Origin of the sequence: Bartonella sp. CL71SXKL, assembly GCF_042194935.1 — a bacterium.
Classification (GTDB): domain Bacteria; phylum Pseudomonadota; class Alphaproteobacteria; order Rhizobiales; family Rhizobiaceae; genus Bartonella.
The window spans coordinates 10,674-18,702 of sequence record NZ_JBHINI010000008.1 but is presented as its reverse complement, the minus strand read 5'-3'; the positions used below and the strand labels follow the sequence as shown (position 1 = coordinate 18,702).

Sequence of the window (8,029 nt, the reverse complement as noted above, 5' to 3'; positions counted from 1 at the left end):
TTGAAGAATGCAAGAGCCGTACAACGGAAAAAGATATTCAAATGCTTAATACGCGTTTAGCTTATCAAAAAGGGGGATATAATGGCACTTTTTCCATTTTCTATTGCTGATATTGATGATCCGGAATGTATTCGTGTGGTTCTTTATGCTAGCGGAAGAATGGGACATGCTCCTTTGAATGCTCTGTTGAAGCAAACACGTCAAGATCTCCAATGTTTTGATAAAATACAGACTCAAAATATTCTCCAACTTACACAGCGTTTGGATATTTTAGAACAACAATTGAAAACGATTATCAAAGATCTTGAAGATGTGAAACACAAACAAGACGCTGAAGAAGCGGATAAAAGTAAAACGATGGGTGATTAACCATCTCGATTTGTGTCTCTATGGGATTTAGCTCCTTTAAAGCAGTGAGATAGATAGTTGTGAACAGGATAGTTATTTGCCTGTCCATAGAGCATTTATTTTTTTGATCAACCAAAAATGAAAAAGAGGTATTCTATAATGAAAAAATTGATTTTAATATTTTTAGCTTTGTGTCTTACTGGACCAGCTTCTGCACGTTTGAGGACTATTTCAGATGATTGTTCAGATATCGGCGGAACAATGGTTCGATCACAAATCATCAATAATATTTCTGTCATTCCATATAAAAATTTGCAAGGGGTAAATATTCTCTCTGTTTTGGAAACGAGGCCTACAGAAGAGCCAGAAATGTCACAAATTACAGGAAGAACATTTCATATTCAAAGTCCTGAGATTGTTGAGCTGGCCTATAGAGCTTACAGTACATCGCAATTCGTTGATATTTGTTACAGAAGTAACTATCCAATCAATGTTATTCGAGGGCTGAGAGTGCGTGATAATTAAGCGTATTATCTGTATTCGTTGTGACTTAAATAAGTGATGCTTGGAAAATGGTCAATCTTCTACACTAAGGTTATTTTAACCCTAGCAGTTTTCTGATTTACAGTTTTTACTCAGAGTATAATCGTTTATGTTTTACAGAATTCATGAGTGATCGGTATTGAGGATCTATCTTAAGATATTCAACTACAGTTTTTTCTATTTTAAACTGAGTAATTTTGCATCAATCGTCGTTTGAGCTTAGATGGCAATTTCATTCTAGCGTTTGGTGTTAGAAAGATTTTAAGCGTAGTGAGGCTGTAAATACTTGTCTTAATTGTCTTTGTTGACAGTATGCCGCTTGCGATAGGCAATAAATCATAGACACATTTTGAATCCGTAGAATGCACGTACATTAACAATGGCAGACATTTTCAGTGGTAGTATTGCCAATGATAGAGCTTGTGCATGCGATGTTTTGTTGTGTGAATAAGTCATCATTCACGCGGCACCAATAAGGGAAGGCTTTGCTGTAGAGCCTGTAAAATAAATCGTGCAACAGCGGGGTAGGGGTCAGAATAGACTGAGATGAGGCAGCCTTATCACGGGCTAAAGCTGGTCAAAATTCTCGTCTTTAAGGAGGCGAGGAGGCTAAAAATATCCATTAGATTGCATGGGGATGCATTTCATGTCCGTTGCAATAAATTTAAAAGAGGTAAATTATGAAAAGTTTTTTGAAAAAAATATCCATTGTTTTGGTGATGATAGCATTAACAACAGGTGTTTCTCATGCTGGAGTTTATGAACAAAACGGTTATCTCAATTCGGTTCAAGTCGTTAGCGCAGGAGCACAATGTCGCCTAGAGCTCAGATACGGTATCAGCCCTACTTCAGACATTCAAAAAGGTATTTGGGGCTGTGATAACATTGTTGGAAAAAGTATTTTGGATTTGGCAAAAACCGCAGTCATTTTGAACAGAAAAGTAATGGTTATTTTTGAAGCGGGTCATGTGCCAGCAAAAAGGGTTTTAGCCATCACTTTAAAATAAGATCAATAGGGGTTTTTCTCCCTTTTTATATCTGTAACGCTTCAAGAGGTTACAGGTATAAAATATGGAGTGTATATCAAAGGTATAAAAATGTTTCAAAGAGCATTCTCAGTATTTTTAGTGACAGTTTTATTTTTTTTCTTTTCAGATGTAAATCTGTCATATGCTATTGATCCTCCCCATATGGTTTTCCGTATAGATGATCGCTCTCCATCTGTTATATTCTTTGGAGGAGGTTTTGCCCCTTGGGGGGATGATCAGGATATCATACATCATGTAACTGGGCACTCTATTGCTCAACAGACTTCAGCATTTGTGTCTACAACTGCAAGTATGGATGCAGTTTACAGAATGGCGCGGCAACAGATTGCTAATAATCCTGATGAAACGTACTGGCTATATGAAATTATTCCAGATATAAATTTTTATTATGTTCCTAACTCACTCTTTGATACAGCCATGTCTGCTGACAACGTTGTTCAACATGAACAAGTTATGGATCTTTATTATGCATATTTATGGCAGGATGAATGGGCTTCGCTGGGGGCAATCAATACAAATCATATATACTCTGCAAGAAGTATTATGCAGCAAGCGAATGGTGATATTGTCATTGGTCCTAGAACCTTTAATTCTCTTTTTGTTGCCGCTCCATCACAAGTAAATTCGGGGACACTTCCTTCACAAGATTACACTTTTTTATCAGCTTATTATTCTGATAGCGAGGATGCGTTATCTCCAATGTCACTGGCATTTCTTGTAGAATCCTGTAACAGCTCTTCATCCAGTGGTCATATGGAGCGTTCTGGGGATTCTTCCTGCAGCACATACAAACATTCTGTTGATGATATTATGTATAAAATGAATCTATGGTATGAAGCTCTTTAAAGAATTACAGCTATATCTTGCTATTTAATCAAAAACAAAAAAGTAGGGAGATAGCGCATTTCTGTTTTATTTGATTGGTTCTGATGCGCATAGTGCGTAGGGCAGAGAAAATTTTTCGGTATTATGAAGTGTGATAGGGGTGCTATAAAGCATAGGTGTGACATCATCAAAAATGGAAGCGTTGATTTAACAGTATTTGTTGATCTCGATTAGAAAGTCCGTTCTTTTCTTTGTTTGGAGTTTTACATCAATAATTTCTTATCTTGTTGTCGTGCTGCCTTTTGAGAGTGCGGTGATAGAAGGCATGTAAATTTTATATATTGAAGTGTTTGTGTGTGGTGAATATGAGGGGTGTTTTTTCGTCATGTGATGAACTCTTCGGGCGGTGGGGATTTTGTCCATAAAGCGTCATAAAATATCGCTTTTTGTTCTATGGTGATAGAGATCCCATGAGGGGGAAAGAAGAAGGGGAAAGTCAAGTGGATTTTGCGAGCCAATCATGTAAACTGGAACGAATTCCATGCGGATATAAATCAGGTTCTGTTTGTTGCATATAGCGCTATTTGTTGCATAACTTGTGATAGCCAATTCTCTAAATAAAGGGATTTGACCGGTAGCAGAAAAAAGAAATCATTACGAGATAGCAAGAGTGCTTATTTCAGAATGTCTAATGCTTTTGCATGACATAAGGAACGCGAAACTCTGTCACGCCTTCCTTTCATATTTTCAAGTCTAGGGTTATCCATATATTTCCTTCAACTTGATCTTTATGCATGGGACACAAGGGAATTGGACACAAGGGAATTGGACACAAGGGAATTGGAGGCAAGGGAATTGGAGGCAAGAAATTAGGATGAACATTTTGGGATAAGCAAAAAGCCAATATGTTACGCTCGTTGTTTTACAGCGCGTTTGATAAAAAGCTAAGACATCTTTCCAATCCATTATGTGTGTAACTTTAAGGCGTTGTTTTCTTAAGAGAGTACAGAGCTTTTTTGTTGCTTGTCAAACAACATCAAATTTCAAAGCTGTAACATGTTTGAGAGAAAGAAGAATGAGAGCCTTACGGATTCAGAAGGGCAAAACTCTCTGAGCGATTCCAGCTTTTGTAAGCTAGACTTTATGTATGTCAGATGGGGGCTGTATTTGAGTGATTTCTGAAATAGGAAGACAGCCTTATTGAGAAAAATATAAAGGCATATTAATCACTCTTCGGACTATCATCTTTTTCCTTTATAATTTTCAAAACTATCTATAGCAATATTATTTAAATAATGAAGATAATGCCTTATGCTTTTATGTATCGTGTGTCTTCTTGGGATCATGCCTCTCACATAAAAACAGAATGCCTCAAATATTAAAATATTATTTGTCTCCGAATATACATTTATTGCATATTCATGGACTTGTTTTTAAAGAGATATCCCACTCCCAAGTCCCTTTTACAAGAACACTCGTCAATGGTATAGGGGTAAAGCCCCTATGAAATGTATAAAACTTATAAGGTATCTCCCTCATCTTTATGCTTCATAAAAGTGCAGGTTGGTACTCTCATATATTTTTCCAGTTTCCAATGTTACGAAAGCCTTGGTTCGTGAGACGATTCATAAGAGGCATATGCCTTTTTTGTACAGTTTTTAATCCACATGCCAGCTCCGCTTGTAACTTGCAAGCGACATGGTTTTGATCGTTTCAACAGAAAACAAATTTAGGATGAGAGAATCCTGCGATGTTCGGATCTCTCATTCAATATGAAAAAACAATAAATACTCTTTATAAATCAATGTGATGTATCTTAAAGAAGACGAATTGTTTATAAAGCCGCATGGATGAAGAATCTTCGTCTTTTAAGGTGGTGAAAGAAAATCATCAGCCCTATTTTTTCATAAAGGGCATGAGAAAAGTATTTTACAAGAATTTTATACGATAAAAATTATACGATAAAAAAAGAGGGGCTTTTGACATAAGAGTCTTGATCGTTTGTTGCTATAACCTGTATTGTATACACAAATACTTCTATCATTTTTTGCTGTAAAAGCTTCTCTTGGGATGTTAAAGGGTACAATCTTTATGGAAAAAAGAATCCGAGCAAGACAAAAGGCTTATTTCAAAAGATTATATCGCAAGATTGCTTTTGTTTGCATAATACTTTTTTGTATAGTGTTTTTGTGTTTTGTTGTTGCTAAGGTGGTTAGTTATTTTTCTTCTCATAAAAAAGTAACACAACAAGCACCCGTTGAATTGGTTATTCCTGTTTTTGATCTGCGCGTATATTGCAAGGAAATTTCTGCTTCCGTTATGCCCGATATGAAAAGAGAAGTTTATCAGCATTGTCTTAATTTGGAAAGTGAGGCCTATTTTGCTATTCGTGAAATGTGGGATAAGCTTTCTGATAGTGCTAAAAAACAATGTTTGACGATGGTCCGTCCTGGGGATGGAAATTATTTTCTCTTACGAGACTGTTTTCTCAATGAAAAAGAAAATAAAACAGGCAAAAGGCGCAATTACTTTTAAGTTTTTATACGGAAAGTTAAAAGGACGCGAATTTTTATAAAAAAATAAAAGCCTCTTAAATGACTATCTGCCTCAAGACCAATAGCAACCTGATTTATTTATCTTGTTATATCGCACTTCTTATTTAAGGTGTGGCGACATAAGGTATGGATGCCGTCTTGAAATGTTTAAGGGGAGGGCGTGGTAGAGTTTCAGGAGGATTTGTTGCGCTTTTTTAAGGGAAGAACGAGTGTGGGAAATCCATTTCGTAATGGTTCTGGTGAATGGTATAATCCTCATGAAATATATAAAATTTATAGAGTATGTTCATCTTTATGGTTTGAAAAAGAGTAAGCCGGTACTATCTCACACTTTGCTTGCTCCCAATGGTGCCTCTCGACAGCCCTTTAGCCTTAGAGACGGTTCATAAGAGGTACTTTAAGTCTTTATTTATTGTTTTTACTCCACGCAGGTTTTCCCACGTGTAACATGCAAGAAAAAGAGATTGATTCAACAGCAAACAGATAGAAAATGAAAAATCCTACGGTATTAAGTTTTCTTACTCAACACAACAAATATGAATTATCATTATAAACCAATTCACTGTACGAATTTTATAAGAATTTTCATTGTTGACAGACCAGTGTGACTCGAGAATCTTCGTTCTTTGAGGGGGTAAGTCAATAGACATGACTAAAATGAGTAAAAAAACTTCCTTTTATAAACATTCAAGGCTTCTTCATGCGTAAAACGCTGTGCTGGGTTTACAAATGTGCTTGTTTTATAATTCTAGTTTTCTTTATCAGAAAATACTTTATCAGAAAAGATAAGTGAGGAAATGCGTTAGGCCATTCTTATTGATAGGCTTTGAGGAGGGTATTTTGTTGAGAAGAAACTGATTTTTTAAAAAAAGTTTGATATATTGGTCGGGTTTTTCATAATTTAATATTTTTTTGTATTTAAGTATTTTATTTTTAAGCTCAATTTGTTATAAATAAAAACTGTGATTAACTTAAAAACTCTATGGGTTAAAATAGAAATTGATAGTATCGTTAGCTTATTTGGAAAAGAAGATTGATCTCTTGGTGATTATAGGGCTTGAATAATACTTCGTGTTAATCTATCTATAAAAATCAAGAGGTTTTGTGACGCGATCGTGGATTATCGCTCGCAAGGGGTTGCTTTAGCGATGAAGAGAGGCTATATTTATAAAATAAAGAGGTTCGCGCAGTGACTCGTTGGGATGGAAGTGCTTGTGGTTTAAATGCACGAGGGGTAGAGAATATCGGCGTTTTTAAGAGCTGTGGTTTTAGAGCAAAAAAGGAAGCTTCTAATATTCTCTGGCAGGAATTTTTTCTTTGTCAGGTATGTTGTGTGTGTGTTTTCCTTTTTGTTTTCCACAAGATAATTATTTTTTTAGTGAAATATGGTTTATTTTAAAAAAAACACTTGGCATTTTACGTGAACATCATTAGATTTCTGCTGTTTGACAGAGAAAAAGGGAATTTTTGATTTACGATTTCCCTGCTGTTTTGTGATTTTCAAGAAAATATATGCTTTTATCAATATCAGTAGGGTTCGTTTGAGTGAAATAAACGCGGATAGCTTGATAATCGTATGTTAAAAATGATCAGCATTATCAAAAGATAATGTAATGAGGAAGCGTCAATTAAGACACACAATAAGACAAACACTCCAAAAAGGGATAAAGATGAGGCCACAACAAAATAGACGGGTACGCGGTCGCAATAATAACAATAATGGTAATAACAATAATAATCGTCGCGGTCCTAATCCGTTGTCTCGCAATTATGAAAGTAGCGGTCCGGATGTTAAAATTCGCGGGAATGCTCAGCAAATTGCTGATAAATACATAAGCCTTGCGCGTGATGCACAAGGTGCAGGCGATCGTGTTATGTCGGAAAATTATTTACAACATGCCGAGCATTATTTGCGTATTATTTTAGCAGCAGCTGGGCAAATGTCTCAATCGGTTCGGCGTGATGAAAATCGTGGTGATGAAAACGAAAATCGTGATGAAAACAATGGGCAAGAATGCGGTGAAATAAATCTTGATGGTGAAAAAAAGGATGCTGTCGAGGGTGATACAGATGTATTACAAATGTCGTCGCAAAAAAATGGCAATGGCCAATATGATAAAGCGCAAAATGGGGATGCGCGTGAAAACGCTTTAGAGGCTCTATCGGATGGAAAAACAGATCAAGAGCACAGTCTTTCTGAGAAAAATGTTGAACCCGTCAAAAAAACACGTCGTTCTCCCCGTCGACGTACTGTACGGACTCAAGATGAATCATCTCTTGAGCTTTCACTTACAACAGCAGAAAGCTCTAGCAATGGAGATGCATCAACAGCAACAAAAGAGGATTCTTCCTTGCCTGGATTAGGTGAAGGTATACAGAGAAAACCACGCCGTCGCCGAGTGGTCAATCTTGAGGCAGAGGAAAATGTTTAAACCTGAAAGGTGCTGTATAAGCGCTTGTGGTGATGTTATTGGTATCATGATAGTAAATTATATATACTCAAGAAGCCTCTTGCGCTTTCTTTAGATTTTCACGGGCAGTATTGAGACTTAACAAAGGGTGTTGACAGAAAAGATTGCCTCTTTGCTGGGATTTAAGTAAGGGAATACAGGGAAAGATACGTCGTCGCTCAAGTGGTCAATCTTGAGGCAGAGGAAAATGTTTAAACCTGAAAGGTGCTGTATAAGCGCTTGTGGTGATGTTATTGGT

Annotated in this window: 7 protein-coding genes; all 7 read left to right on the top strand. The window is 36.4% G+C overall.

What is annotated here, in order from left to right; all coding sequences use genetic code 11:
* Nucleotides 1–81: 81 nt before the first annotated feature.
* The 7 genes from ACFILA_RS05595 (at nucleotide 82) to ACFILA_RS05565 (ending at nucleotide 7,752) form a co-directional block, all read left to right on the top strand.
* The gene (locus tag ACFILA_RS05595; protein WP_273791311.1) at nucleotides 82–369 is read left to right on the top strand and encodes a hypothetical protein; all 288 of its coding nucleotides are present in this window, start codon (nucleotides 82–84) and stop codon (nucleotides 367–369) included.
* 138 nt (nucleotides 370–507) lie between these two features.
* Nucleotides 508–873, top strand: a complete 366-nt coding sequence (locus ACFILA_RS05590) for a hypothetical protein (RefSeq protein ID WP_273791312.1) — start codon at nucleotides 508–510, stop codon at nucleotides 871–873.
* A 698-nt stretch (nucleotides 874–1,571) separates the two neighbouring features.
* Complete coding sequence (locus ACFILA_RS05585) at nucleotides 1,572–1,898, top strand: hypothetical protein (RefSeq protein ID WP_273791313.1); 327 nt, start codon at nucleotides 1,572–1,574, stop codon at nucleotides 1,896–1,898.
* 120 nt (nucleotides 1,899–2,018) lie between these two features.
* The gene (locus ACFILA_RS05580; protein WP_375660790.1) at nucleotides 2,019–2,786 is read left to right on the top strand and encodes a hypothetical protein; all 768 of its coding nucleotides are present in this window, start codon (nucleotides 2,019–2,021) and stop codon (nucleotides 2,784–2,786) included.
* Nucleotides 2,787–4,856: 2,070 nt separating this feature from the next.
* Complete coding sequence (locus ACFILA_RS05575; RefSeq protein WP_273791315.1) at nucleotides 4,857–5,300, top strand: hypothetical protein; 444 nt, start codon at nucleotides 4,857–4,859, stop codon at nucleotides 5,298–5,300.
* Nucleotides 5,301–5,480: 180 nt separating this feature from the next.
* Nucleotides 5,481–5,633 carry a hypothetical protein gene (locus ACFILA_RS05570; protein ID WP_375660789.1) on the top strand — a complete coding sequence of 51 codons (153 nt, stop codon included), beginning with the start codon at nucleotides 5,481–5,483 and terminating at the stop codon, nucleotides 5,631–5,633.
* Nucleotides 5,634–6,990: 1,357 nt separating this feature from the next.
* The gene (locus ACFILA_RS05565; protein WP_375631407.1) at nucleotides 6,991–7,752 is read left to right on the top strand and encodes a DUF4167 domain-containing protein; all 762 of its coding nucleotides are present in this window, start codon (nucleotides 6,991–6,993) and stop codon (nucleotides 7,750–7,752) included.
* The last annotated feature ends 277 nt before the right edge of the window (nucleotides 7,753–8,029 follow it).